Origin of the sequence: Paraburkholderia sediminicola (genome assembly GCF_046026855.1) — a bacterium.
GTDB classification, from domain to species: Bacteria; Pseudomonadota; Gammaproteobacteria; order Burkholderiales; family Burkholderiaceae; genus Paraburkholderia; species Paraburkholderia sediminicola_A.
In genome coordinates this window covers 1-1432 of record NZ_JAQQET010000090.1, presented here as the reverse complement: position 1 = coordinate 1432, position 1432 = coordinate 1, and the positions used below count along the sequence as shown (strand labels likewise).

Here is a 1432-nt window from a genome sequence, read left to right as displayed (position 1 = left end):
GAGATAAGCTCGATTCTGGTGTACGGGGAAGTTGGAGCGTGAGATTGAAGGCGGTGGAGGTTTTAGCTGAGAATCTGATTGTCGAAGTCGGAAACTAGCAAACAACAAACCATCCACCATGAACAAGTTTACAGAAAAAGAAGTCGTTGGACCATCGGGAGTCGGTCTGGGGCTGGACGAATTGGTTCGGCACGGAGCCCGGCAGGTGATTCAGCAGGCAATCGAAGCGGAGCTGTCGTCGCTGCTGGAGCGGTTCGAGAACGTCAAGACATTGCACGGGCAGCGCGCTGTGGTACGCAACGGTTATTTGCCGGAACGTGAAGTGTTGACGGCAGCCGGACCGATCGCGGTGAAGGTCCCCAAGGTTCGAGACCGTTCAGGATCAGGCGTGAAGTTCAATTCATCGATTGTGCCGCCCTATGTGAGGAAGTCGCCGCGCGTGAGTGCAGCGCTGCCTTGGCTGTATTTGAAGGGCATTTCGACGGGCGATATGAGCGAGGCGCTGAGCGTGCTGCTGGGTGAGGACGCCCGGGGCCTGTCGGCGAACGTGGTGAGCCGCCTGAAGGCGCAATGGGCCGACGAACATGCTAACTGGAGCCGGCGCGAGCTGTCGAAGTCACGATATGTCTATTGGTGGGTCGACGGCATTCATACCGGTTTGCGCAGCGAGAATTCAGACGGCCAGTGCCTGCTGGTAATCATTGGCGTAACGCCCGAGGGCAAGAAGGAACGTGTGGCGATCGGCGACGGGTATCGGGAGTCGAAAGCCTCATGGCAAGAGCTCCTGCTGGATCTGAAGGCGCGTGGCTTGCAGGCAGGGCCATTGCTGGCAGTCGGTGACGGCGCAATGGGTTTCTGGGCCGCGTTGGAGGAAGTGTTTCCGACGACGCGCGCTCAGCGCTGCTGGTTTCACAAGATGGGCAACGTGCTCAATGCACTACCGAAGGCTCAACAGGGCCGCGCCAAGGCAGATCTGCAGTCAATCTGGATGGCAGCAACACGCGCCGACGCGTACGCCGCGTTCGACCGGTTCGTGACGATCCATGCGGCCAAGTATCCGAAGGCGACGGACACCTTGAAGAAGGATCGCGAAAGCTTGCTCGCCTTCTATGACTTCCCGGCTGAGCACTGGCAGCATTTGCGAACGACCAATGCGATTGAGTCGACGTTTGCCACGGTACGTCACCGTACTACGCGTACGCGCAACTGCGTATCGCGACCCACCTTCCTCGGTCTGGCATTCAAGCTGATCGAGGAAGCCGAGAAAACCTGGCGCCGCATCAACGGCCCCGAACAGATCAAGCTGTTGTTGGAGGGCATTGCCTTCAAAGACGGCGAACCGGTGCAAGACGATCGACCGGATCAGCAGAAACTCGCCGCTTGAAATCGCTGCTCATCAAACTGTCTGTACACCAGTCTTGACCATATCTCT

At 58.2% G+C, this 1432-nt stretch carries 1 protein-coding gene; it reads left to right on the top strand.

The features are described from left to right. The first annotated feature begins 118 nt into the window (after positions 1 to 118). Positions 119 to 1384 carry an IS256 family transposase gene (locus PQR40_RS38925; protein ID WP_408341289.1) on the top strand — a complete coding sequence of 422 codons (1266 nt, stop codon included), beginning with the start codon at positions 119 to 121 and terminating at the stop codon, positions 1382 to 1384. The last annotated feature ends 48 nt before the right edge of the window (positions 1385 to 1432 follow it).